Source organism: Rapidithrix thailandica, assembly GCF_039710355.1.
Taxonomy (GTDB): Bacteria; Bacteroidota; Bacteroidia; order Cytophagales; family Flammeovirgaceae; genus Rapidithrix; species Rapidithrix thailandica.
This window is the reverse complement of record NZ_JBDKWZ010000003.1, coordinates 134,799-160,597: the sequence shown is the minus strand read 5'-3', so window position 1 is coordinate 160,597 and position 25,799 is coordinate 134,799. Positions and strand designations below refer to the sequence as shown.

Annotated in this window: 14 protein-coding genes; 5 read left to right on the top strand and 9 right to left on the bottom strand. The window is 42.3% G+C overall.

Going from position 1 to position 25,799, the window contains the following annotated elements:
* Positions 1-551: 551 nt before the first annotated feature.
* Positions 552-3,779, top strand: coding sequence for a SusC/RagA family TonB-linked outer membrane protein (locus AAG747_RS06335; RefSeq protein WP_346820304.1), 3,228 nt, complete (start codon positions 552-554; stop codon positions 3,777-3,779).
* Positions 3,780-3,809: 30 nt separating this feature from the next.
* Positions 3,810-5,579 (top strand): RagB/SusD family nutrient uptake outer membrane protein, encoded by a 1,770-nt coding sequence (locus AAG747_RS06330; protein WP_346820303.1) that lies wholly within the window; start codon positions 3,810-3,812, stop codon positions 5,577-5,579.
* A 298-nt stretch (positions 5,580-5,877) separates the two neighbouring features.
* Here AAG747_RS06330 and AAG747_RS06325 read toward each other — a convergent pair whose 3' ends face one another.
* Positions 5,878-7,473 carry a GAF domain-containing protein gene (locus AAG747_RS06325; protein ID WP_346820302.1) on the bottom strand — a complete coding sequence of 532 codons (1,596 nt, stop codon included), beginning with the start codon at positions 7,471-7,473 and terminating at the stop codon, positions 5,878-5,880.
* A 555-nt stretch (positions 7,474-8,028) separates the two neighbouring features.
* Here AAG747_RS06325 and AAG747_RS06320 point away from each other — a divergent pair.
* Entirely contained in the window at positions 8,029-8,400 is a 372-nt protein-coding gene (locus tag AAG747_RS06320) for a DUF5684 domain-containing protein (protein WP_346820301.1), read from the top strand.
* Between the two features lie 31 nt (positions 8,401-8,431).
* Here AAG747_RS06320 and AAG747_RS06315 read toward each other — a convergent pair whose 3' ends face one another.
* Positions 8,432-9,196, bottom strand: coding sequence for a patatin-like phospholipase family protein (locus AAG747_RS06315; RefSeq protein WP_346820300.1), 765 nt, complete (start codon positions 9,194-9,196; stop codon positions 8,432-8,434).
* Positions 9,197-9,519: 323 nt separating this feature from the next.
* Between AAG747_RS06315 and AAG747_RS06310 the strand changes: the two genes are divergently transcribed.
* Positions 9,520-10,593, top strand: a complete 1,074-nt coding sequence (locus tag AAG747_RS06310; RefSeq protein WP_346820299.1) for a lysylphosphatidylglycerol synthase transmembrane domain-containing protein — start codon at positions 9,520-9,522, stop codon at positions 10,591-10,593.
* A 63-nt stretch (positions 10,594-10,656) separates the two neighbouring features.
* Here the strand turns inward: AAG747_RS06310 and gldD are convergent, their stop codons facing one another.
* From gldD to mutY, 4 genes are read right to left on the bottom strand one after another with little or no spacing between them, the layout of a single operon-like run.
* Positions 10,657-11,250 (bottom strand): gliding motility lipoprotein GldD, encoded by a 594-nt coding sequence (gldD, locus tag AAG747_RS06305; RefSeq protein ID WP_346820298.1) that lies wholly within the window; start codon positions 11,248-11,250, stop codon positions 10,657-10,659.
* Positions 11,251-11,300: 50 nt separating this feature from the next.
* The gene (gene gldE / locus AAG747_RS06300) at positions 11,301-12,680 is read right to left on the bottom strand and encodes a gliding motility-associated protein GldE (protein ID WP_346820297.1); all 1,380 of its coding nucleotides are present in this window, start codon (positions 12,678-12,680) and stop codon (positions 11,301-11,303) included.
* Positions 12,681-12,703: 23 nt separating this feature from the next.
* Entirely contained in the window at positions 12,704-13,168 is a 465-nt protein-coding gene (locus AAG747_RS06295) for a single-stranded DNA-binding protein (RefSeq protein WP_346820296.1), read from the bottom strand.
* Between the two features lie 31 nt (positions 13,169-13,199).
* Positions 13,200-14,282, bottom strand: coding sequence for an A/G-specific adenine glycosylase (mutY, locus tag AAG747_RS06290; protein ID WP_346820295.1), 1,083 nt, complete (start codon positions 14,280-14,282; stop codon positions 13,200-13,202).
* A 219-nt stretch (positions 14,283-14,501) separates the two neighbouring features.
* Between mutY and thrA the strand changes: the two genes are divergently transcribed.
* Entirely contained in the window at positions 14,502-16,970 is a 2,469-nt protein-coding gene (thrA, locus tag AAG747_RS06285; RefSeq protein WP_346820294.1) for a bifunctional aspartate kinase/homoserine dehydrogenase I, read from the top strand.
* A gap of 89 nt (positions 16,971-17,059) precedes the next feature.
* Here the strand turns inward: thrA and AAG747_RS06280 are convergent, their stop codons facing one another.
* The 3 genes from AAG747_RS06280 to AAG747_RS06270 form a co-directional block, all read right to left on the bottom strand.
* Positions 17,060-20,419, bottom strand: coding sequence for a VCBS repeat-containing protein (locus tag AAG747_RS06280; protein WP_346820293.1), 3,360 nt, complete (start codon positions 20,417-20,419; stop codon positions 17,060-17,062).
* A gap of 90 nt (positions 20,420-20,509) precedes the next feature.
* Positions 20,510-21,985 carry a SusD/RagB family nutrient-binding outer membrane lipoprotein gene (locus tag AAG747_RS06275; protein ID WP_346820292.1) on the bottom strand — a complete coding sequence of 492 codons (1,476 nt, stop codon included), beginning with the start codon at positions 21,983-21,985 and terminating at the stop codon, positions 20,510-20,512.
* 29 nt (positions 21,986-22,014) lie between these two features.
* A complete protein-coding gene (locus AAG747_RS06270) occupies positions 22,015-25,332 on the bottom strand; it encodes a SusC/RagA family TonB-linked outer membrane protein (protein ID WP_346820291.1) in 3,318 nt (1,105 codons plus the stop codon).
* Between the last annotated feature and the right edge of the window lie 467 nt (positions 25,333-25,799).

Here is a 25,799-nt window from a genome sequence, read left to right as displayed (position 1 = left end):
TTCTAATATTCTTAATAGTAGTGTTACTTGAAGCCCACACATAACAACGACTTTGCACATTTAATTTTACGAGCTAAAAGCACCAGTAAACAAACACAATGCTAATACATAATAACATATGCCATTAACATACATGTTTAATTGCAAACTTTTCTATAAACAAATTTTACAATGATGTATGAATTAAAGGTGCTTTTTTCGAAACGGGGCCAAGCTTTGTTGAGGTGGATTCAACAGCTTTTGGTTTAAAGACTGTTGTTCATCGTATTTTTCTAATCGAAGTGAATTAAACTTTTTCTTTTTTTTGAAATGTTTCGAAAACGCCTCCTCTGTGTTACTTTTTTCAACAATAGCTTTGGCTATTCTTTTCAAAAAGTGCTTTGATGAGCCGGTTTTGATTCCATGTTCGGTCAAAAACTATAAGTTTAAACCACTTCATCTACAAAAAGGGATCCATCAGTCATAGGCCTGTGCTTTAACTCCGGTTGAAGTGCCCTGGGAGAGGTCTGTCTAATGCAATCCCGCTATTCCAAATTTTTAATTCAGTAAATATGAAAATGAAGCTTTTTTACTTTTTTCAAAAAGCTTTGCTAGGGATTTTTTTGCTCTTTAGCGGAGTCGCATACGCTCAGTCGTATGTTGTATCGGGTACGGTCAAAGATGTCATGGATCAGAGTCCATTGCCCGGAGTAAGTATATTGGTGAAGGGGACCACTGCCGGAACCACCACGGATTTTGAAGGGAAGTTTACCATTAGTGTGGACAGCAAAGAAAGTGTATTGATATTCTCCTTTGTGGGATACCGCTCTCAAGAAGTTGTGGTAGGAGATCAATCCAATATAGAGGTGACACTGACAGAAGATACAAAATCATTGGAAGAAGTAGTAGTAGTAGGGTATACTACTCAGCAAAAGAAGGATATCATCGGGTCGGTTTCCATTGTGGAAACCAAAGACTTGTTGGCGGTACCCGCCGGAAACGTCCAACAACAGCTACAAGGACGTACTTCAGGGGTGACGATTAGTGGTAGTGGTGCACCTGGTACAGGGGCGAAAGTGCGTATCCGGGGGTTCGGTTCTTTTGGAAGCAGTGACCCTTTGTATGTAATAGATGGAGTACCTACTACGGATGTCAATTACTTAAACCCTCAGGATATTCAATCCATGCAAATACTGAAAGATGCGACAGCCGCATCTATTTACGGTTCGAGAGCAGCTAACGGGGTAGTAATCATCACCACCAAGCAAGGAAAAGCCGGAAAATCTAAAATCTCCGTTGACTCGTATTATGGTTGGCAACAAGTAACCAAAACTTATGACTTGCTCAATACCGAAGAGTATGGGGATCTTTTGTGGAGAGGGTATCAAAACGCAGGGCAGACGCCTAATCACGGACAGTATGGAAGTGGGGCCTCTCCCGTTATTCCGGACTATATTTTGGCTGGTAGCAAATCAGGAGTATTTGAGGGAGACCCTGCATTGGATTTGTCTAAATATAATGTCGATCCCGATAACGGAGATTTGTACCAAATTACCCGGGCTAACAAGTCGGGTACGGATTGGTATGATGCGATCTTCCGGGTGGCACCTATTCAAAGTCATCAACTCACCGCTACCGGAGGATCGGAGAAGGGGATTTATGCATTGGGCTTAAACTATTTTAACCAAGAGGGTACCTTGGAGTATACCGGGTATAAACGATATTCGGTCAGAGCAAACAGCTCTTTTCATATCAAAGATGCCATACGGGTTGGTGAAAATTTACAATTGTCTTATGAAGACCGGCAAAACGGAGAAAACCTGGGGGAAGAAGGGGCGATTGCGATGGCTTACCGGATGCAGCCTATTATCCCCGTATACGATGTGATGGGAAATTTTGCCGGATCAAACGGAAGCAATTTGGGAAATGCCTATAACCCCTTGGCAGACCTTTACCGGGGAAAAGATAATAAAGATAAAACCTATCGTGCTTTTGGTAATATTTACGGAGAGGTGGATTTCCTAAAGGCCTTTACGTTTCGTAGTTCATTTGGTATTGACTATACCACACGCTACCGCGAAGGATTTACTTACCGTACCTATGAGCGCTCCGAAAATGTAGGAAGTAACACTTATGAAGAACGTAATGATTGGGGACTGAATTGGACGTTTACCAATACCTTGCAGTTTCATAAAAATATCAATAACCAGCATGATGTAAAAGTCTTGTTGGGTTCTGAAGCAATCAAATTTGAAGGAAGAGGAGTTGGCGGAAGTCGTAACAATTTTACCTTTATCGATCCGGACCGGTGGATTCTTGACCGGGGAGAGCCTCGTTTGGCAGAGTCTTTTAGTTATGGAAACCGCTCGGCTTTGTTCTCTTTGTTTGGGCGCTTAGAGTATATGTTCAAAGGAAAATACCTGTTGAATGCGACTTTCCGGAGAGATGGTTCTTCTAAGTTCGGAGAAAATAACCGCTATGCCAATTTCCCTGCAGTGGGTGTTGGTTGGCGAATTTCCGAAGAGCCTTTTATGGCCAGTGTCGGATGGGTTTCCGATTTGAAGTTGCGTGCCGGTTGGGGTAAAATGGGGAACCAGGCCGTTGTACCTAGTGTAAACCAATACTTACTCTACCGTTCTACACCTGGAAATTCCGGATATGACATTGACGGAACCAATACTTCCGTATACCCAGGGTATGATTTAGACCGGATGGGGAACGTAGAAACCAAGTGGGAGAGTTCTACGACTACCAACATTGGTGTGGATGCTTCATTGTTTCAAGGTGCATTGGATGTGAGTGTGGAGTGGTATAACCGCGAAACGGAAGGGCTGTTGGTAACCCGGCAAGCCCCATTGACAGCCCCGCATGCAGAACAACCCAAGATCAATGTAGGAACAATGCGTAACCGGGGGGTAGATTTGATGTTGACCTATCGAGGGGATGTGAATCCGGATTTGAGATATGAGGCTACGGTGAGTTTCTCTCATTACAAAAACGAAGCGCTAAAATTACAAGAATCGGATGATGCCTTTTTTACCGGAGGAGAAAGCCGTTTTGGAGATTTGACCCGCACGGTTAAAGGTCAACCCGTTTCTTCTTTTTACGGATATGTGATAGACGGATTTTTCAATAGTCAAGAAGAAATCAACAATTATCCGGATCAATTACCCATTCAGAAGAAAATCGGAGGTTGGAGAATTAAAGATCTCAATGGGGATAATGTCATTGACTCAAAAGACCAAACCTTTATCGGAAGCCCTCATCCTGATTTTCAAACAGGGTTAAATTTAAGTGTCAGTTATAAGAACTTTGACTTGTCCGCCTTCTTGTTTTGGAATTATGGTAACGAGATCTATCACTACAACCGTTGGTGGATGGACTTTAACTCTTTTCAAGGAAACCGGAGTGAGCGCATGTTGTACGATTCCTGGACTCCTGATAACCCCAATGCCAAGTTGCCTATCCTGGATGCAACCGATAACCAAAGTGGTAATATTTCCAGCACATATTATATCGAATCAGGCTCTTACTTAAGATTGAAAAACCTGCAAATTGGCTATAACCTTCCCGAAACCCTGTTGAACAAGTTGGGAATGGAGAAGATGCGTGTATATGTGCAAGGGGTGAATTTGTTTACCGCAACTCCTTATACAGGGTTGGATCCTGATATTTCCATTCAAAATACGGATAAAGAGGATGATGACGCTATCCAATCTGGCGATTTGAGTATGGGTGTGGATCGGGGGGTGTACCCGAACTCCCGTCAAATTCTGTTAGGGCTTTCTTTAACTTTTTAATTCATTCTTCAACCAAAAGATATATAATATATGAAAACGATATTTCGTGCTTCTATCCTGGTGTTGCTGATAGTGAGTGCTACTACCTATTCTTGTGACGATAGTTTTTTGGATCAGCCCCCTATTGGTGCTGTTGGCCCGGATTTGATCAAAGATAAAAGAGGTGTGGAAGGCCTATTAATCGGAGCTTATTCATTGCTAGACGGGGCTGGTGGTTCCGGAGGATGGGGAGCATCCGGCACCAATTGGGTATACGGTAGTATTTGTAGCGGGGAAGCTTATAAGGGAACCGATGCCGGTGACCAATCGGATATTAATCCTATTGAACGTTACGAATCCTTGCCTAACAACCCCTATTTTGAGCAAAAATGGCGTGCCTTGTACGATGGTGTAGGGCGTTCCAACGATGTATTAGTTTTTTTGGAACAAGTGGAAGATATTACTGAAGCAGACATTACCCGTATCACTGCCGAAACCCGGTTTTTAAGGGGGCATTACCACTTTGAAGCCAAAAAAATCTGGGGAAATATCCCATATATCGATGAAGCAATTGCCAAACAGGCTTTGGAACAGAATAGCCTGGATCCTTATAAAGTCCCGAATACCAGTAATGACGTTTGGCAAAAAATTGAAGCGGATTTTAAATATGCTTATGACAATTTGCCGGAAACTATGTCAGAAAAAGGACGGGCCAATAAATGGGCAGCCGGAGCTTACTTGGCAAAGGCGTATATGTTCCAGCAAAAGTATACAGAGGCTAAGCCCTTGTTGGAAGAAATTATTATGAATGGAACAACCGCTGCCGGAGTGCCATATGGCTTGAATGCATTGTATCATGATAACTTCCGGACCGCTACCAATAATAGTCAGGAAGGTGTTTTTGAAATTCAGTTTTCTGTAAATGATGGCGGGGGAGGTGATAATGGAGCTTCTTTGGATATCTTGAACTTCCCGTATAGCTCTGCAGCTCCGGGGGGATGTTGTGGCTTTTTCCAGCCTACGCAAAACTTGGTGAATTCCTTTAAAACGGATGGCGATGGTTTGCCTTTGTTGGAAACATATAATAATGAGGATGTGAAAAGTGACCAAGGGGTAGCCTCTGACGAACCGTTTGAGCCGTATGCCGACAACCTGGACCCTCGTTTAGACTGGACTGTAGGCCGTAGAGGTTTGCCGTATTTGGATTGGGGAGAGCATGACGGACAATCCTGGATTCGCGACCAGGCATATGCCGGACCTTACAGCCCTAAAAAGAACGTGTACTACAAAGAAGAAGAATTTAGCCTGACACAACCGGGAAATTGGACCAAAGGGTATGTCGCAAATAATTATCGTTTGATCCGTTTTGCGGATGTGCTTTTATGGGCAGCCGAATGTGAAGTGGAAATCGGGAGTTTGGATAAAGCAAGGGAATATGTGAACCAGATCCGGGCAAGAGCTGCCAATCCTGATGGTTGGGTGAAAGACGATGCAGGCGATCCTGCTGCCAACTATGTGATCAATACCTATCCTGGTGGAGGTGCTTATCCTTTTGATAACCAGGATAATGCCCGGAGTGCCATCTATTTTGAGCGGAAGTTGGAGTTTGCAATGGAAGGCCATCGCTTTTTTGACCTGGTACGATGGGGCATTGCCGAACAAGAAATAAACTCTTACTTAACTGCTGAGCAGAATAAGCGGCAATATTTAAACGGTGCTAGTTTTGATGCCACAGATGTTTACTTTCCTATTCCCGAAAAGGCTATTGTAAATAGTCAAGTCAACGGGGAGCCAACATTACAACAGAACGATGGTTATTAATTGACCCAAGTTGTGAGAAGGATATTCCTAGTAGGTGAATGAGTGGTTGAGTGAAATTATGAGTCGGTTAAATTGTTTCGATGTATTTTGTCACCCTAAACTCATTCATTATCCGCTCGTAATAATGTTTGACAACTTGAATTAATTAATCTACTATTTGCCATTGTTCGTCATTGAAAACTCAAGGACTACCATTGGTACCAAAAATACAAAAGCGGAAGTAATACACTTCCGCTTTTGTATTTGACCTCTTCCAAATGCAATTCCATAACTTTCAATCCGACAGTTCTTTAACTCTTCAGCTTTTAACAGCCTTGGCTTCCAATAGCATTCGTGTCATCTCTTTTTCCTTGCGTCTCATTTCTTCTTGCGTTGCTTCCAATTCTTCCAGGTTTTGCCGTAGTTCCTCCTCTTTACTTCTCATTTCTTCGGCTTGCATTTGGGAGAGTTCCAAAAGCTTTTTGGTTCTTTCATTGGTTTGTAAACTGATCATTGTAGAAGCAATGATTTCACAAGCTTTTTCTAAAAAGGCAATATCATGTTGGTCATATATCTTGAAAGAAGCTATTTCCAGAATCCCCTGAGTGACTTCGTTATAGTTCAGAGGTATCAATAGTAGTGTGCAAGGAGTTGCTTCTCCTAAACCCGAAGTAATAGTGGTATAGCCATTAGGAATTTCCTGTAAGTGTAGGGTTTCTTGTTCCAGAAAGGTTTGTCCCACTAGGCCTTCCCCTATTTCTATGTTTTTTTGAAGGTGCTTTTTGCGACCATAAGCATAGCAACCCCTTAATTCTAAAAATTTCTTTGCTTCGTCTTGCGTATTCAGTAAAAACAAACCTCCTTGGTTGGCTTCCATATAGTTCACCATAAAAGCGACAACCTGATCACCCAATTCTTCCAAGTTCGTTTGATGCTTGCGTAAAATTTCCGTGATTTTGTTCAATCCTTCATTTTCCCAATGGCGTTTTTGATCTTGTTCTTTCACCTTGATCATCTGTTCGCGCATTTTCACCAATGCCCCGGCCAGGTTATTTTCATTAAGAGCGGCATTTTCCTCATTAAGTCCTTCCCAATTTACTTCGTAGTTTCCACTGGTAATGTTTTGAATGAAATGTGCTGCTTTTTTTAAATTATGAATGATTTTTTGTACTACATCCTCCGCATTTCTTAAATCTTCTTCTGTGTTATTATTAAAAATAAGAGTATTATTTTGAGTGGAAAGTTCATTGAAGAGCCTTTCCCGGTGTTTAGTATTTTTGTTGAGTAAATAGATGATAAAAAGAAGTGTAGGAATCCCAATGACTGCCATTAAGATTTGATAAATAATAGTTGTTTGCAATAAAGAATCATAGCTATCCTGAGAGTTTTGCTGCATTGTAGTTAGGTAGGAGTCAAAGTCTTCTCCGAAATCTACATAGGTATACCATAGCTCTGTGCCTTTGTCAGCTTTGATGATGGCCAAGGCTTCTTCCCGTTTCCCTGTGCTATCCAAGTGAATGACTTGATGCATAAGATCATAGTATGCATTTACCTGTGACTTTAAAGGACGTAGTTTTGCTACATCATATTGGATGACAGGAAGCAGGGAGTCCAATGTATGAAACTCCCGGGTTTGAATGCCGGTAGTCCCTTCAATGGTGCCCAAGAAGGCTTCATTATGAACGAGCAAATACCCCCGGACACTCATATCCAGGTTGTTAAGATTCACCATGATCGCCTCTTTTTTGGCTTTTACCACATCGTAAAGCGCTTGATTGGAGGTGTTGGTTTTTAACGCGTTTTGTAATCCAAAGGTCAGGGCTAAGCCTGTAAGAATTAAAAAAAGTACAATGCTTAGTAATACATAGGGGTTGCTTATGGTGCTTCTACGAAGCAGCTTTTGTTTTGTGTCCATGATCAAGTATCATTTTCAAGGAATTAAAAAATTAGGAGTATGGGTCTGACCGCATGTGGTAGAACCTGTTATCTTAGTACCTGGGAGGCATTCATGTATGAATTACTAGTAAAACGAAAGAGAGGTCTTCAAATTATTGAAACCATTTGCTAAAATCACAAAGTACAGCCCTAGCCTCTCCCTGAAATGTTGCTATTGAAATCAGCTTTTATTATAATTTTGAAAGAAAGTACATTTAAAGAGCTTATGCAGTGTTAACGAGCAAAGGGTCTTTTTATGGATAGCTTGATCTGGGTACAAAAAAATAAACTTACTGGGCTTTATTGGATAGTATGCAACAATCTTTGTAAAAAAGCTTTGAAACTATCGAAAAAATTAATTTTTTGTTAAAGTTCGCTATAAATAAGTATCTTTATTGAGTGGTACCTTTGGCTTTATTTTTTTGAAAGGTATTTTTTTCTGGGCCCGGGGAAATATTGGATCAAAACATACATTAGTTTTATACCTACTATTTTTTATAAATATTTTCTTTAAAGTCACTAAACATTTTTACGTATGAATGAAAGTATAGGCATACTCGGATCGATCTTGTATCTAGCCATTATTGTTCTTGTGATTGCTTCCATGTGGAAGGTCTATGAAAAAGCAGGCAAACCCGGTTGGGCTGCTATTATTCCAATTTACAATATTATTGTATTACTGGAAATTGTAGGAAAACCGACTTGGTGGGTTGTATTACTTTTTATTCCTGTTGCCAATTTTGTCATTTTAATTTGGATTACGAATCTATTGTCCAAAAGTTTTGGGCAAAGTGAGGGCTTCACAGTAGGGCTGGTATTGTTAGGATTTGTGTTTTATCCTATGTTAGCCTTTGGAGATTACCAATACCAAGGGCCAGCAGGAGATTACGCACCTACTACCTACTAAAAAAACAAACCTGAGGATGACCTCTTCAGGTTTATTTTTTTGCATTCAATGCCATGGCTAATCGTTTCCCTTCTTTATAACCTATTTCATATAGCTCTTTTGCTTTGCTGAAATCCATCAAATCGTTGATCTTTTCAAAGGTAGGAGCGATAATTTCATCGCATTTTTTCAAATTGGGCTGCATGTTTTGTTTGATCACCAGGTTGAACACTTGAGCGAGAACTGTTCGTGTATGTAGATAAGTCATTTGCCCGGAATAGTTAACCGCATTCACTCCAATCAATACATTACAATCATTAAGCGGTTGGGCGGGCAGGTTATTTAGCAGGCCTCCGTCCACATGATAATCTGTATGAATTTTGACCGGTTTAAAGAGTACCGGTATGGAGGCCGAGGCGATTACCGGTTTGCATATTTCTCCTTCGGAAAATACCTCATAGCATTCTTTTGAAAGGTTGGTTGTACAGATATATAGTTTTTTTGCTAACTGTGAAAAGGTGTTATGCGGAATTTTTTCTTTGAGTAGCTTTTCTAAAAAACGATGTTGTAATATTCCACCACCTTTCCAATGAAAATTAAAAAAATTGATAAAGCTTTTGGTACTGGCAATTTCCAGCATTTCTTCCGGCGAAATCCCCGCTGCGTATAGAGCTCCTACAATGGCTCCCATGCTGGAACCGGAGATATGTGTGGGCGATATATCATATACTTCCAAAGCTTTCAGTACTCCGATATGCAACAGTCCTCTGGCGGCTCCTCCGCTCAACACAATACCAATTGAAGGTTTGTCTCCCATGTTTTTGAAAATTTAGTAGCGGTTTTGAAATGATCATTCCGCAAAGCCTTGAAACGCTATGCTCCCCCATGATATCAACGGGAAATTCTATAGAAAATAAAAGGACGTATTCAAATATAGAGATCATGAGCCGTATTTGTTAAAAACTATGGAATGAAGTGCCCAAATCCTCTTATCTTGTCCAATATTGTATGGAAGTTTAATGGAGTCGCTTTCCGATTGAAAAAGAATTTGTCCGTTTTCTTGATGTTTCACTCAATCCCTTCCGAAATTTACCTTTGGGTTCAATAAGGAATCCATAATTTTTTTAGGTTGCGTAATTTATGAATGCATATAGATCCACACGTTCGACTCGTATACACCGGGCTTGGGAGGTATTGAAGTATATTTTGCTTTGGGGGCTAGGTTTGGCCTTGCTTTATTTGGCTTTTGCTAATCAGGATTTTAGTGATATTCAAGCCATTTTGTGGAATGCCGATTACTCCTGGATGTCCATAATCTTGGTTATTACCGTAGCCAATCATATCATTCGGGCTTATCGTTGGAAAATGTTGCTCAAGCCTCTGGGTCATCATCTCAGTCTGTTCAATGCATTTGTAGCCTTGATGTTTGGTTATCTGGTACATTATGCCGTTCCCCGGCTTGGGGAAATATCCCGTTGTGCAGCACTCAATAAATCTGAAGACATTCCTTTCCAACAGTCATTTGGTACCGTCTTGACCGAGCGGGTGATTGATGTAATCTGTTTGTTATTATTGATCTGTCTGGCTTTCGTGTTGGAATACCAGGTAATCTCCGAGTTTTTTATAGAGAATATGCTTTTGCCTATTTTTTCGGGTTTGCAAAAGGTACTTCATACAAGTAAGTTGGTAATAGGCTTGGCGGCTTTTCTCTTTTTGGGAGGACTAGGAGTTTTGGTGTATTATGGTAAGCGAATTACGGCTACCGATCGTATGGATAGTCTTATTGAGTTTCTCAGAAAGATGTGGCAAGGAATGATCAGCATATGGTATATCAAATCCAAGGGCCTGTTTATCCTCTATACCATTATCATTTGGGTATTTTATGTACTAATGACTTACCTCTGGTTTTTTTCTTTTACACAAACCCTCCATTTGAGTATACGGGCCGGGATTGTCATGAGTGTGATTGGGAGCTTGGGCAGGTTAGTTCCGGTACAGGGAGGGGGCATGGGAGCTTACCATTTTTTATTTGCTCATGGTTTGTTGCTATATGGGGTTTCGCAAGAGTACGGAGGCGCCATGGCTATTTTAGTACACGGCTTCCAAACGGTCTATTACCTGGCGATAGGTGGGATGGCCACGCTGGTGGTAATGTTTCAAAAAAAGCAAGGCACCAGTGCAAAAAGCTGGAAAAACCTCTGGCATATGAAGTAAAAAACTATTTGGATACACTCTTAGACATTGGAGCTAACTTTCCCTTTGCCACTGATTTTTAAATTACATTTTTCGCCATTCCGTGGTGTTAATCATATGCATCATATCTTCTTTCACCCAATTGATTACCGGGGCCAAAGAATCATTCTTTGTAGAAGTAGGAAAATATAAAGCTGCTCTTAAAAAGTTTTCAGTAGAGTCAGTTAAAAAGTATTGAAACTGGCTGGGTACTTCACCTTCCAACTCAAACAATACAGCGGTATAGCCTTTTTTACTTTTCATCACATATTCATCAATGGCCGTTGCCCGGATATTGTGCTTATTGGTCAACCGGTGCGAATCATTGAAAAATCCTGCTAAGGAATCCGCATTGTTGTTAACCTTTTTATAGGAGATGCTGATAGAAGCTGTTAACTCCGGATATTTCACTTCAATCCAATAAGGCTCAGCTCGATGAGACGTATCCGGAAGAATGATAGCATGTTTGGACATTTCAAAAGAATAAGGATATTCCTCTGGTAAAGCTTCATAGGCGTGCTTAGGTAAGTCAATCCGGTGAAAGCCTTTAGGCTTAGGAAGGTAAGCCGGTGAGTTGTCCGAACAAGCAACTGAAAAAAATATACTTATTGCACAAATAATCACACTCAGGTGCTTCATAATAGAGGATATGTTTGATTTTTGAACTGTTTTGAAGAAAACAGCTTATTTTAATTTTTTATTTTCACTTCGGAAATGGACTTTATGGCATTGGTTTTTGCGGCTTTAATCCGGTCGGTCAACAATACCCGTACACTTTTGATGCGTTTTTTATCTGCAGAGACGACTGTGAAAAAAAAGTTTTTATACTCAATTTGTTCTCCTGAGATAGGTAATTTGCCAAAGAGTTCTAACAACAAACCACCAAGAGACTCGCTGTCTCCTTTGGCATCGTGAAATTCCTCTTGTTCCACTTTAATGATTTTACAAAAGTCGTTCAATGAGGTTTTTCCTTCAAAAGTAAAGGTAGCGTCATCTATCCTGCGGTAGATAAGGTCATCGTTGTCGAATTCATCATTGATTTCACCCACAATTTCTTCAATGATATCTTCCATGGTTATCAGCCCGGAGGTCCCACCGTATTCATCCACTACAATGGCCATATGTACCCGTTTTTGTTGGAAATCTCTGAGTAATTCGTCAATCTTTTTGTTTTCCGGAACGAAGAATGTTTCTCTTCGGATCAGTTTTGTCCATTCAAATGCCTCTGTTTCATCCAGGTAAGGAAGGAGGTCTTTGCAGTATAGGATGCCATCAATTTTATCAATGGTTTCCACATATACGGGAATTCTGGAAAATCCACAAGCATTAATAATATCAATGACCTCTTTGTAATTGGATTCTATATCAATAGCCGTGATATCAATCCGGGATTTCATTACTTGTTTGGCCGATTTGGTACCAAACTTTACAATACTTTTTAAGATCTCTTTTTCTTCTACCGTACCTTCATGTACCGTAGCCATTTCTACGGCTTGGTCCAATTCATTTACCGATACTTGATAGCCTTTTACTTTTAACCTTTTTTCCAACAATTCACCCATACTCATTAGCAAGCTGGAGAAGGGTTTCAGAAGGTTACTGGAAAGTGTAAGCATACCACTGGTAAGTTTGGCAAAGGCGATGTTCATTTGGTTGGCAAAAACCTTTGGCACTATTTCACCAAAAAACACAATGGCCATCGTCACTACCAGGGACAAGATAAACAGGGCCGATTCGTCATCCCGGCCAAAGAGTTGCCAGGTGGCGTAAGTGGAAAGGGTGACGATTCCTACATTGATCAGGTTGTTAAGAATCAGGATAGTGGATAATAATTGCTTAGGCTTGGACAGTAGATGCAAGATCTGCTTGTCAGATTTGCGGCCATTGCTTTTACAAATATCCAATTGGGCCGGACTCAAAGAAAAAAATGCTACTTCAGAGCCAGAAATTAATGCTGACAATAGTAGCAGTATTATAATGATAAAAAAGATCGGGTAAACCGAGGTCATTTCGTTAGAAAACAATTGAGCCCACAAATTACCCGAATCAGGATCGATACTTTCTATCAAAACTTTAACAATTTAGTGAAAGATTAGAAGGGCAAATCGTCAATCTCTTGCCCTGAAGAAGCATTGCCTAATGGATCTTCATTGACTTGAGAAGAGGATTGATTGCCTGATTGCATACCACCACCTTGATTTCCTTGGTGGCCACCACCAGTATTTCCACCTTTGGGCAACATGGTCATTTGTAAGGCGCGGATACGGATGGTCTTCCGGTTATTGCCTTGATCATCTTGCCAAGTATCTGACTTTATTTTACCTTCTACATAGATAGAATCTCCTTTTTTCAAATATTGTTCGGCTACTCTGGCTAAGCCATCCCACATCTCAACGTCATGCCATTCTGTGACATCTACCCGTTGGCCGGTTTTATCTTTATAGGATTCGGTAGTGGCTAAGCGAATACGGGCTACAGCCGAACCACTTTCCAAATGTCTTATTTCAGGGTCTGCTCCTAAATTTCCTAGTAAGATGACTTTATTAACTCCTGCCATGTTTAATAGTGTTTGAGGGTTAAAGTTACGATTAAATTAATGAATTAACAGCTTCTTTCAAATACTTATCAATCAAAACTGGCTTAGGAAGTTGCTGTACTTCTTCCTTGCCATACCACCGGGCTTTCAGTTCCTTGGCGACCTGCTTGGCTGTGGGATTCTGATTAACTTTTACACGGACAAACCGCGCATGAATTCTTTGGTGGCTCAAGACATGCTTGTAGTGTTTGGCCTCCAAATCACATAAAAAATCCGTGTTTTTGATTTTACCAATAGTTAAGCCAGTTTGTAGGATTTTCTCTAAATCGGAAAAATTGTCGCTTTCTACCAATGGAAAGTCATACAATCCCTGCCACACATCTCCGGACTGTCGCTCCTTCATTAACAATTGCTCCTGATGCTCCACAATGAAATAGGTAAAATAACGGTCTTTTACTTTTACCTTTTTGAGTTTTACGGGCAGTTTGGCCTGTAACCCTTTTTGTTGAGCCTCACACTCTACCGCAAACGTACAAAACATACAATCGGGATTGGCCGGTTTACAATGAATGGCCCCAAATTCCATGATGGCTTGATTGTAAAGGTCCGGGCGCTTTGAAGAAACCAAAGAACCGGCCAGTTTGGCAAAGTACCGTTGTCCCTCAGATGAAGCAATATCTTTTTCCACACCGAAAATCCTTGCCAAAACCCGGTAAACATTGCCATCTACTACTGCCACGGTTTCATTGAATGAAAAGGAGGCGATGGCAGCGGCTGTGTATTTACCCACTCCTTTCAATGCGAGAAGGTCTTTATAATTATCCGGAAATTGTTCCTCTAACTCCTCGGTAATGTATTTGGCTGCAGCGTGCATGTTACGGGCTCTGCTATAGTAACCTAAGCCTTGCCACAAACGCAATACCTCTTGCTCACTGGCTTCGGCCAAAGTCTTAACAGTAGGATAAGTTGCTACAAATTTCAAATAATAGGGCATTCCCTGTTTTACCCGGGTTTGTTGCAATATGACTTCCGAAAGCCAGATTTTGTACGGGTCACGGGTATGCCGCCAGGGAAGGTCACGCTTGTTTTCCGTGTACCACTGGATTAGCCGTTCTGCAAAATTGGAAAGGGACATGAATGTTTGGTCTCAAGTTATCCTGCAAAATAAAGGATTCTCAAGGGATTTTTTTACTGTTTGGCCTACTCAGTAATTTACAGATGGCTTTTGAAAGAGGAAAAGCATGTTATCGCTCGATTCTTTTGATAATTTTTAATGAATTATACTACTTGTTAGATATTTATTTAAAAAATGAGAAAAAAATTGCCAAATTTGTATGTGAATAAAGACTGATCTATGAAAATTTTAAAATTCGGAGGAACTTCGGTAGGGTCATGTGCAGCCATCAAACAAGTAGGCTGTATTTTGAAAGACTATGTGGAAAAAGAACCCGCTATGGCTGTAGTCGTATCAGCGATGCGGGGGGTGACCAATATGCTGATTCAAGTAGGTACATTGGCCGCTTCGAACGATGAAGGCTACAAAGAATTGTTGAGGGATTTGGAAGAAACCCACTTCCAAACGGTGCGTGATCTGATCAGAGTACAGGAACAAAGCAGGGTGATTGCCAAGGTAAAAATGTTGTTAAACGAAGTTGAAGAACTTTTACATGGGGTATTTCTCTTGAAAGAATTGAGCCCTCGTTCTTTGGACTTGTTACAAAGCTTTGGCGAACGGCTTTCGGCTTTAATTATCACCCAATATTTACAACAAGAGGGGATTGATGTGAAAATGTTGGATGCACGGGAAGTAATCCGGACCGATGCCTCCTTTGGTTCGGCAAAAATAGATTTTGAGTATACGAATCAAGCCATTACAGAGGCTTTTAACGCTTACAAGGGCTTGTATATCATCACCGGGTTTATTGCGTCTACAGCCAAGTGTGAAACCACTACCCTAGGCCGGGGAGGCTCTGACTATACGGCTTCGGTAATAGGAGCTGCCTTGAATGCGGAGGTAATTGAAATATGGACAGATGTGGACGGTGTAATGACGGCCGACCCTAAAGAGGTGAAAACGGCATTTTCCCTGGATATCATTACCTATGAAGAAGCCATGGAGCTGTCGCATTTTGGGGCAAAAGTAATCTACCCGCCTACTTTACAACCGGCTTTAAAACGGGACATTCCTTTAAGAATTAAAAATACCTTTCACCCGGAGTTTAACGGGACATTGGTGAGCAGTAAGTCTCAAGAGAGCCAATATCCGGTAAAGGGAATTTCTTCTATCAAAGATATTGCATTTGTAAGCGTGTCGGGTAGTGGAATGATTGGCGTTCCCGGGGTTTCTTCCCGCTTATTCGGCGCCTTGGCCCGGAAACAAATCAATGTGATTCTGATTACACAGGCCTCTTCGGAGCACTCTATTTGTTTTGCCGTGATGCCTGAACAGGCTGCTTTGGCAAAAGAGGCAATTGAAGAAGAATTTGCCTATGAAATTGCCTCTGAAAAAATCAACCGGGTGCATATAGATGAACACTTGGCTATAGTGGCAATTATCGGAGAAAATATGAAAAGTACTCCGGGCATTTCAGGAACTTTATTTACCGCCTTGGGAGTGAATGGGATCAATGTGGTGGCTATTGCCCAAGGATCATCGGAGTTAAATGTGTCGGTAGTAGTAGCCCAAAAAGATTTGGGCAAAGCCTTAAATGCCTTACATGAAGGGTTTTTCTTATCGGATAAGGTAACCGTAAACCTGTATATGCTAGGAGTAGGCTTAATTGGGGGAACTTTGTTAGACCAGATGCGCAAGCAACTCAGCTATTTGGAGCAAGAACATGCCCTGAAATTGAATGTGGTAGCCATGGCCAACACCAAAAAAATGGTGTTTGATGCAAATGGATTAGATATTTCTCAGACTAAAGTAGATTTGTTGGAAGATGGAGCCCTTTCGGACCTGAACCACTTTGTGGAGAGAATGAAAGAAATGAACCTGCCCAACAGTGTATTGGTCGATTGTACTTCCAGTGAGGAGGCTATTGTACATTATGAAGAGGTTTTACAATCAAGTATCTCCATTGTAACACCTAATAAACTGGCCAATTCGGGAAGTTATGCCGATTATCAAAAATTACAAAAAACAGCCCGTGAACATGGGGTGCACTTTTTGTATGAAACCAATGTAGGCGCTGGCTTGCCGGTAATCAGTCCTTTGCAGGATTTGAAGAAAAGCGGTGACCGGATTTTGAAAATCGAAGGTATTTTGTCCGGTACTTTATCATATATCTTTAATACTTTCCGTCCGGGAGTAAAATTTAGTGAAGTTGTGCGGGAAGCTAAAGCGAAAGGGTATACCGAACCGGACCCACGGGATGATTTAAATGGAATGGATGTAGCCCGTAAGATTTTGATATTGTCCAGGGAAGCGGGGTTTGAATTGGAGCCTGCGGATGTTCAAGTGGAAAATATTTTGCCCGAAGCCTGTATCAATGCGGCTACAGTAGAAGAATTCTTGGTAGAATTGGACAAAGCCAATGATCAATTTGAACAAATGATTATTGAAGCTCATGAACAGCGTCAGGCTTTGCGGTTTATTGCCAGCCTGGAAGGAAACAAAGCAACAGTAGGTTTACGGGTGGTGGATACATCGCATCCGTTTTACTTCCTTTCGGGAAGTGATAACATTATTGCGTTTACTACCGACCGTTATAAAGAGTGTCCTTTAGTGATCAAAGGGCCAGGGGCAGGGGCTGAAGTAACGGCTGCCGGAGTATTTGCAGAAATCATCAGTATTGGAAAATATATGACGAGTAGGTGGAGGTAGGTACCGGCTATCTCGACATAAAGAGTAGCTCATGAATATTGAAATGCGTTGGAAGCCGGATGAACCGGTGGAAAACGCATTTCTTTTTTCTATTTGTTGAGTCCGAAAATCAACATTTCTCCATTGTTGACCGTGCAAAAAATCCTTTTCCCTTTTGTGGTATTGACGATTTGCATGTCCTTTACATCCGCAGGAGCATAAAAGCCCGATGTATAGGGGGAAATGCTTTTCCATTGTCCCTTCCCGTCTCCCAGTAAAAGTAAACCTACACTGGCATCGTTTCTGGGTGTTTCAACTTCTGACACGAACAAGTTGCCCGCCAGTAAGACATCCAAGTGCCCGTCATGGTTAAAATCCTCAATCAGAAAAGAATTAATGCTGGATAATTGTGCAGGGGAGGGAAGAGGCTTACGTTGAAATTTTCCGTTGCCTTTATTTTCCAGGTAGGAATTGGCAAAGGTATACACTTGATAATGTAGAGCCGCATCCAGGTTGCTCGCCCCATAGATAGCTTCCAGATCTGCGGAAGCAAATAGTTCGTAAGATTTAAATTTTTTGCGAATACTGGGAATTTGTTGAGAGGAACAAGATTTACCTCTCACCGGAAATTGATTGCCAAAGTTGTAATAGCTCAATACGATATCTTTACTGCCATTTTGATCGAAATCCCGGTAATACACCTCAAAGGGTTCTTGTACACTGGCTTTGTACTTGTAATTTTCCCCAAGGTTTCCGGCAAAATAATCCAAGTCCCCGTCTCCATCCATATCTGCCTGAGCCAGCGAATACCACCAACCATTTGTGTGTTGTAAGTTAGTTGTTTCGGATATGTCTTTAAATTTTCCTTTATCATTTTCTAAAAAAAGAAGAGGCATCCATTCTCCTGTAATCAATAAGTCAAGGTCCTGGTCATTGTCAAAGTCAGTCCAAAGTGCTGCGGTGACCATACCCAATGATTGAAGTCCGGGAGCAATTTCTTTCGTCACATCTGTAAATGTTCCTCCTTCGTTTCTTAGGATAAAACCGGACTCCGGTTCGGGATAGTGGTGGGGGCGGTGCCTTCCTCCTACGAATAGATCTAAATCCCCGTCCAGATCATAATCGGCAGCCTTCACCACTGAGCCACTGACAAAGAAAGCCGGTAAACTTCCTTCCTTTTTGTGAAAAAGGCCTTGGCCGTCATTAAAATATAAGCGGTCTTGGTATAGCGGATGGCCGGGAGCATGGGCGTTGCCTCCCGATACTGCATAAAGATCTTGATCCCCGTCTTGGTCCGCATCAAACAGTAATAAACCCAAGTCTTCAAAGTCTTTGTCCTCTTGCCAGCAAGCTTGTAGAGGGCCTGCTTCAAAAGTGCCGTTTTCTTGTTGTAGAAACAATGCTAATTCACTGCCGGCAGCACCGCCTACGAGGATATCCTGCCGTTGGTCGCCATTCACATCTGCTACAGCAATGGAAGGACCGAACTGCGACATTTTATGAGGAAGCAATACTTGTTTTTCGAAATCATCAAAATCGTTTTCATGGTGTTGATAAGGGATGTTAATAACTTTTGTGAGTTCTTCAAACAATGGTCCGGAATCGGTGTTTTTGCTTTTATGAGGTTTTTTAGCGGTATTTCTTTCGATGGTGATCAGTTGATTTCCGGATATATTATGTTGATAAGTTTTTTTGCCGTCGGGCCAGGTAACTTCTATTTCGTTTATATGTGGATTCGTACCTAACCCGAAATGCACAATGAACTCGGAAGAAGAAAACATTCCCCGCACCCTGTTTATTTGTCCGAATTGCAGCGTGCCGTTGTGTTCAATCTGGATTTTGCTGCCTATGAGTGATCTGTTCTTCTTATCCGTAAGCAAAATTCTTAAATAATGATTGTTGTACAGGGTATTGGCATTGTTTCGAAAAATATGCGCTTTTTCGTTGAGGTTATTGATTATTAAATCCAAATCTCCGTCATTGTCCAAATCGGCATAAGCCGATCCGTTAGAAAAGGTTTTCTGATCCAGTCCCCATTCTTTGGCTTTTTTACTGAAGGTGAGATCTCCATGATTTTGATAGGCATAATTGTGTAGTTTTTCAGAGGGGAAAAGTTGTAAAATTTGTTCGGCTCTCACCATATCAAACACTGATTCGGACACAATGCCAGGGTATTTTTTCAAAGAATCCAACATGGCGGTTTTCACTAAGTTGGATAAGGACAAAAAAGCATCGGTATTGCGAATTTCCCGCAAAATGCCATTGGTGACGTGAAGGTCTTTCCATCCGTCATTGTCCAAATCGGCCAATAAGACCGACCAACTCCAATCGGTATTGGAGGTACCGCTGAGTTGGGCAATATCACTGAATTGTAAATTGCCTTGATTGAGTTGAAATGTGTTGAACATATACTGAAAATGCCCGCCTTCCTTTACCACCTGCCAGAAGGCCTGGGGGTTCATACCACTCATATTGGCTTTCATCCGGAAGTTATCTTCGGCGGCCATGTCCAATACAAAAATATCCGGCCAGCCATCGTGGTTGATATCGTCAACATCCATCCCCATACTAAAATTAGAAATATGCCGGGTGGCTGTGGAGAGCTTGTCGGTAAAGGTGCCGTTTCCATTGTTGATATATAAAAAATCGGGAGCTCTAAAATCATTGGCGACATATACATCCAGCCATCCGTCATTGTTAAAATCACCCACACTGGCACTGTTGGGAACTCCGGTTTTTAATACCCCGGCCGATTGTGTAACATCTGTAAAGTGTTGATGGTGATTTTGATAAAGTCTTGGGCTAAAACCAGGATCGTTGAGAAGGTCCCAGGAAAGGTTGGAGAGTTTTCCGGGAACAGGAGGGGCATTCATCAGAAAAAGATCCGGATCACCGTCTTTGTCGTAATCGAAGAAAAGCGCTTGTCTTGAGCGTCCGGAGTCTGCCAGGCCATATTCCTTCGCCTTTTCAGTAAAGGTGAGATCCCCATTATTAATATAAAGTTGATTGGTTCGCAGGTTGGGAGCATTGTCATACATTTCTTTACAGATATAAATATCGTCCCATCCGTCTTGATTGAGGTCTACAATGCTTACTCCGGATGACCAACTCCCGTTGTCCAAAATTCCGGCTGCGAGCGTAATGTCTTTGAATTGAAAATTGCCTTGATTGATATACAATTTGTCACCTGTTTGATTACCCGTAAAGTAGAGGTCAGCCAGTCCGTCCCGGTTGAAGTCTCCGATACCGACACCACCTCCACTATAAAAGTTTTCATATAGAAGAATATTGGCCGTATCATTTTCCTCTAATGTATTTTCAAAATCCACATATGTATGCTCTGGAGAGAGTAAAGTGAATAATTTGGATGAAGTTTGTGCAAAAAGCACTGTAGGAGCAATCAGCAAAATGAAAAGGATGAGGATATTGAAAAGTGAGGCGAAGGCTCTTTGGTGGATAAGGGTTTTCATGGTATGGTTATCGGTGTTTCGGTAAAAAAGATAGCGCTTGAATAAAAACTCCGGCGGCAATATGAATTGCCTGCCGGAGTGTTATAAGCGTTATTCTACATCCCACCATACTCTGGCGGACTGATTGAAGTCGTTTTGACCATTGTAATTGGACAAAGCCCGGGTAACTTCTGTGGTATTGACATCTAGCTCACGCCTTGGGTACGGAAGCTTCCGCGGAATGCGCCCGGGAGAGTCACTAGCTCCGGTTAAAGTGTTGGGGTTAGGTGTCAAATCAGGGTAACCGGTTCTGCGCCAATTGGACCAGACTTCATCTGCATCGAATAGAAATCCGGCCACCCAGAATTCGGTGGCGATGGCTTCTACCATTTCATCCAATGATCCCGTTGGGAGCGGGTTGTTTGCCAAATAGCTATCAATTTCTGCCTCGGGGATTGTGGGGTTGGTGGTAAAGGTAGAGAGCGATTGCATATGTGCCCGGATGCCCTTGGCAAAGTGGTCAGCTGCATCGGAGGCGATAATACCCCGTGCAGCTGCCTCTGCCAAAAGGAGTTCTACTTGAGTATAATGAAAATGAAAAAAGGGATTCGTGGCCGGGCGGAAAATAGGAAAACTTACTTGTACGGTCGCCGCCGGGTCAGTTCCGTCAAAACTGTACCCTTCATAAGTGGATGTGTCGGTAGAAATAATTTGCTGATCCATATGGATGGCTCCGTAAATGCGCAACCGGGGATCTCCGGTGGTTTTCATATGATCTACCAGAGTTTTATGCAGTTGGAACTGTTGATCACCCAGGTTAAAATTATATCCGGAAGGACGGTCTTCGTTGTGTAACAGAATCGGACTCTCACCCATGTTTCTCATTACTCCACCGTTAAATGCTTCTTGTATCAAGGAGTTTGCTTGAGTAGCATCTACCTTTAGTAAACGCAAGCCTATTCGCAGTAACAGGGAGTTGGCCAACCGGGTCCATTTGTCTACATCCCCTCCATAAAATTGGTCTCCTTCCACGGCTCTGGCTCCGGTATCAAAAGCGGCTTTGGCTTCCCTGAGCTCGTTGATCAAATCGGTGTATATTGCCTGTTGAGAGTCGAAAACAGGGGTGAATTCCCGGGTCAAAAAAGTTTTGCCCGCTTCACTATAAGGAATATCACCGTATACATCGGTGAGTTTTTGGTACAGAAAAACCCGCCAGATCCGGGCGGCAGAAAGCGTGTTGACTAATTCGGGCTCGCCTTCTAACTGATTGATGGCGAATTCGATGGTTTTGACGGGGTTTTGATAAAAGTTGTTCCAATAGCGCTGGACAATTCCATCGGAAATATTGTAATTGGTTCCGGACCAAAAACCGGAAAATCCATATTGCATAAATGCGTGGAAATAATTGGTTCGGGGCTCCATGTCCATAGCCGATGTACTTACCATGGCATCGGAAAATAACAATTTGGAATCCACTTGAGTGACGGCATCGGGGTTCAGGTTAAAATCTCCGAAGTCTTTATCGCAAGAGAAGAGGAATGCCAACAAGATGAATCCCAACAGCCTTTGATTTATCCTTATATTCATAATGTAAATCCGTTTAAATGAGACGATACTTAAAGTTGGATGTTGATGTTAAATCCATAAGTCCTGCTGGAGGGTAAGGAGTTGGTTTCCACTCCATATCCGTTACCAATGCTGTCACTGGAATTCGGATCAAACAATGGGGCATCTTTCCGTAAATAGGCCAGGTTGCGACCGACTAGTGAAACCGTAACAGAGCGGAAAGGAGTTTTACTCAGCCAGGTTTGCGGAAATTGATACCCTAAGGTGACTTGGCGGAGACTGACAAAGGTATTGTCGAAGGTGTATAGCTCTTCCGGGAAGCTCAGGCTACCATCCAGATAGGTATCTTCCGGGCTAAAGGGCAAAGTATTGGTTTCGAATTGAGGAGCTTCTTCGGTGCCTGTATTAATGACTCCCTGAGGAATAAATTGCCGGTCTCTTCCAACAGCAGTAACGGCCGTCATACCCAAAGCAGAGGCTAGGCGGTAACTGAAGGAAGTCACCTCGGAGCCGTATTGAGCATCCAACAGAACGCTTAACGTGATTCCTTTATAGGATACCGTGTTGGTAAGGCCTGCGGTCCAATCGGGATTGCCATTGCCTAAGAATACATTGTCATTGACAATAGTCGCTCCGTTTTCATCCTTGATAGGTTGGCCGTTAGCATCGTACTTGACTTGTCCGTCCACATATGTAACGGCATCAGAGGTTCCGTCTCCATCCGTATCGATGGGCTGATATACGATTCTACCCTGAGGATCTCTACGCAAAGGGGTGCCGAATAATGAGGCAAATGGGTAGCCGATTTGGGCTTGTACCGGACCAGCCAGTGCAATTCCGGTTTCCCGTAATTCTTCACTCAATTCGTCTACCTCATTGATGTTGCGCGACCAGTTGAGAGAAACGTCCCAACTAAATCCCGATACATTTTGTAGAGGAGTACCTCTTAGTAATACTTCAAAGCCCCGGTTGATCATAGAACCGGCATTGAGAAATACTTGTGAAAATCCTGTGGTAACCGATACGTTGGAGGGAAGTAGGAAGTCTTCGGTTTTTTTCCGGTACCAAGCAAAGTCAATTCCAGCACGATCGTTGAAAAACCGTAAGTCCGCACCGATTTCTACTTCCGTAGTGGTTTCCGGTTTGATATTGGCCGGAGGAAGCACCGATCCGGAAATAGAAGCCCCAGGGAGGCTGTTGACCGATGGGGTGATATTAAAGGTCAAATCTGTCCGGTGGGGGAGGACATCACTACCCACTTGCCCCCAAGAAGCTCTCAGTTTTCCAAAAGAAAGAATATCGGGAAAAAGGTCGAATAGTTCTGTGACTATAAAGCTAAAATTCACCGATGGGTAAAACAGGCTGTTGTCAAAAGCACCTTCCCGGATAGAGCTTAAAGAAGAGGACCAATCATTGCGACCGGTTAATTCTAAAAATAAATAGTCGCGAAAGCCAATTTGAGCAGAACCGAAAACAGAGTTGGTTTCACTTTGTTCATTCGGAGCAAATGTACTGCGAACGGTGACGTTGGAAGGATCCAATAAATCCTCCGTGACAAATTGATCTCCCGAAAAGCCTAAACGCGCCCGTTTATATTGTCTGTGTTGGACACCACCGGTAATGGATAAGTCAAACTCACTGCCGATGTCCTTGTTAAAAGAAAGCAAACCGATAAGGTTGTCCTCTTCAATTTCGTCCCGGGTATTGGAGATCTGCCCTGTGGTATTGATAACATTGTTCGGGAAGACCACAAACAAATCGTCTATGTAGGATTTATCGATCCCGCCTGTTAATTGTACATACAACCAGTCAGTGAAATCGTATTTAAGACTCAAGGATCCGATAATCCGGTCACGGGTATCATCGGCTTTTACTTTTTCAATGGCGACATAGGGATTGTTCAAACCAAAAGAACCTATGAACAAAAAGTCTCCATTTTCATCTTTTTCCTTGAGCAACTCGATGTTGGTGGTATTGGCCATACGAAAGAATACCTGGCCAAATGCACCCCGGGCATCCCCGTTGAGTAATTGTTTGCCTTTGCGGATGGTTCTGGAAGCATCGACTTTGAAATCTACAAAGAGCTTTTTGCCAAATTCGGAGGTTCCTCTCACTAGAATGTTATAGCGTTCCAACCGGGAGCGTCCGGGAAATGGCGTGTCATTGTTGGTATTGGTGAGCGATACCCGGTAAGTACTGGTTTCGTTTCCACCGGAAATAGCCAGCGAGTTGGTCGTACTTATTCCCGTTTCAAAAAAACGATCGAAATTATCTTCTACGCTTTGCAATACATAGGGCTTTTCTACCCCATCGATTGGGTCTGTGAAACTATCCAGGGTATCGATTCTCGCTCCCCATGCCCAACCGCTGTTAGCACCGAATATTCCATCATCGGGAGGCAAAGCCTGGTTGCCAAAACCTCCTCCGTAGATGGTTTGTAAGTCATCCTGGTCATAGGAACGGATATCTTCAAGCACGGTATTGCTGTTAAATGTAATACCAATACCTTGACCGGCCCTTCCTTTTTTGGTGGTAATGAGGATGACACCGTTTTGCGCCCTATTGCCATAAAGAGCTGCTGCGGAAATACCCTTTAATACACTGATTGACTCGATATCGTCCGGGTTGATGGCCAACAAGCCGTCACCACCATCAGTACCGCCAAAAGCCCCGGCTTCCCCACGTTGGGTATTGTCAATAGGAATCCCATCCACCACATAGAGAGGTTGGTTGTTGCCAAAAGAGGCATTTCCCCGGATGATGACCCGTGTAGAGCTTCCTACTCCGTTGCTGGGCGATTGGATGACCACCCCGGATACTTTCCCTGCCAACGCATTGATAAAAGAGGGTTCCCGGGCCAAGGCCACTTCTTTTCCTTCCACTTCCGTAATGGCATATCCAACCCGCTTTTGCTCTTTTTCAATTCCCAAGGCCGTGACTACTACTTCGGTGAGCTCAGTCAGTGAAGGTTGTAAAGCCACATTTATCATACTACGGTTTCCTACGGTAGTTTCTTGGGGTTTGTACCCGATATAACTAAATACTAAAATGGCATCACTGTTGGGTACCTGTAAGGTATATTGTCCGTCTTGATTGGTCGCTGTACCCCGGGTACTGCCTTTTACAATGATACTTACTCCAGGCAGTGGGGTTCCCTCATCACTGGAAGTGACCTTGCCTGACACTACAATGTCCTGGTAGACCGTACTGGAAGAATGCTTGAAATGGGACACTCTTTCCACTGTAGAGGAAGACAAGGTTTCATGATTGTTACTGATAGGGGGTGGGTCTGACACTAGTAATTGCTGTCCGTACATTAATGGAGAGAGTAGCAGACAGCCTATCCACAGAGATAAAAACTTTCTCATAAGCGATTAGTTTAGTTGAAGATACAAATTCAATAAGTAGCTCTGTGTACGGTCCTTTAGGGGAAAGCCAAGTACAGATGCTAATAATTCAAGTTTTATATCTTCCCTTTGGGAAGGCCAGAAAGGTACTTGTATAGAGGAGTTTGGTTTAGAGAAGATGTTTTACATTTTGCAAATGCAATGAGATAGTTCGGGTCATGAGTATGATTGGAAGGTAGTTGTTCACTCCATGGAAAAACACTAGAGCAAGCAGTTGCTCGCTTTTAAAAAACACGTTTTCACAGAGGATTCAAGTTGTTATAAAATGGCCTTACTGATTTGTTATGAGGAATGTGTTTTTTTGAGTGGCCCCAAGGGTATAGGCCGATATTCAATACTTGGTTTGGAATGGATACAAGTAAACAAAATTACCTGTAAAATTCAAGTAGATTAACATTATTCCCTTCTCTCGGGTAGGGAGTGGAAAG

Bases quoted from the DNA above. Each gene is read 5' to 3' on its own strand.
- AAG747_RS06325 (WP_346820302.1), bottom strand. From the start codon at position 7,473: ATGGACACAAAACAAAAGCTGCTTCGTAGAAGCACCATAAGCAACCCC.
- AAG747_RS06280 (WP_346820293.1), bottom strand. From the start codon at position 20,419: ATGAAAACCCTTATCCACCAAAGAGCCTTCGCCTCACTTTTCAATATC.
- AAG747_RS06295 (WP_346820296.1), bottom strand. From the start codon at position 13,168: ATGGCAGGAGTTAATAAAGTCATCTTACTAGGAAATTTAGGAGCAGAC.
- AAG747_RS06270 (WP_346820291.1), bottom strand. From the start codon at position 25,332: ATGAGAAAGTTTTTATCTCTGTGGATAGGCTGTCTGCTACTCTCTCCA.
- thrA (WP_346820294.1), top strand. From the start codon at position 14,502: ATGAAAATTTTAAAATTCGGAGGAACTTCGGTAGGGTCATGTGCAGCC.
- gldD (WP_346820298.1), bottom strand. From the start codon at position 11,250: ATGAAGCACCTGAGTGTGATTATTTGTGCAATAAGTATATTTTTTTCA.
- AAG747_RS06310 (WP_346820299.1), top strand. From the start codon at position 9,520: ATGAATGCATATAGATCCACACGTTCGACTCGTATACACCGGGCTTGG.
- AAG747_RS06315 (WP_346820300.1), bottom strand. From the start codon at position 9,196: ATGGGAGACAAACCTTCAATTGGTATTGTGTTGAGCGGAGGAGCCGCC.
- mutY (WP_346820295.1), bottom strand. From the start codon at position 14,282: ATGTCCCTTTCCAATTTTGCAGAACGGCTAATCCAGTGGTACACGGAA.
- AAG747_RS06320 (WP_346820301.1), top strand. From the start codon at position 8,029: ATGAATGAAAGTATAGGCATACTCGGATCGATCTTGTATCTAGCCATT.
- AAG747_RS06335 (WP_346820304.1), top strand. From the start codon at position 552: ATGAAAATGAAGCTTTTTTACTTTTTTCAAAAAGCTTTGCTAGGGATT.
- AAG747_RS06330 (WP_346820303.1), top strand. From the start codon at position 3,810: ATGAAAACGATATTTCGTGCTTCTATCCTGGTGTTGCTGATAGTGAGT.
- AAG747_RS06275 (WP_346820292.1), bottom strand. From the start codon at position 21,985: ATGAATATAAGGATAAATCAAAGGCTGTTGGGATTCATCTTGTTGGCA.